The sequence below is a fragment of the Pseudomonas sp. SB113 genome (assembly GCF_040754745.1).
GTDB lineage: Bacteria > Pseudomonadota > Gammaproteobacteria > Pseudomonadales > Pseudomonadaceae > Aquipseudomonas > Aquipseudomonas grimontii.
The window spans coordinates 1-427 of record NZ_JBFMHW010000211.1 but is presented as its reverse complement, the minus strand read 5'-3'; the positions used below and the strand labels follow the sequence as shown (position 1 = coordinate 427).

The window sequence follows — 427 nt, the reverse complement described above, 5'->3', positions numbered from 1 at the left end:
AATTTCAACATTGTCGGCTTCGAACAATATGTGCGCCTTTGGTCGACCGATCGCTGGAACGTTTCGGTCTACAACCTCGTCATATTCGGTGTTTTGTTCATCGTCTCATGCCTGCTGATCGGTTATCTGCTGGCGGTGCTGATCGACCAGAATATCCGCGCTGAAGATACGTTCAGAACGATCTTCCTCTATCCCTTTGCGCTTTCCTTCGTCGTTACCGGCCTTGTCTGGCAGTGGATGATGGACCCGTCGCTCGGCATCCAGAACGAGGTCCGAAAACTAGGCTGGGAAAGTTTTACCTTCGCGCCGCTGATCGACCAGACCTGGGCCATATACGGGGTCGTCATTGCCGCCGTCTGGCAAAGCGCGGGACTTATCGTCGTCCTGATGCTGGCCGGACTTCGCGGGATTGACGACGAGATATGGA

The 427-nt window shown here is 54.3% G+C and carries 1 protein-coding gene; it reads left to right on the top strand.

The window, feature by feature from the left end; genetic code table 11:
- Window positions 1-427, top strand: a 427-nt coding sequence (locus tag AB1462_RS32210) for a carbohydrate ABC transporter permease (RefSeq protein ID WP_367249174.1), incomplete at both ends; no start/stop codon positions are given.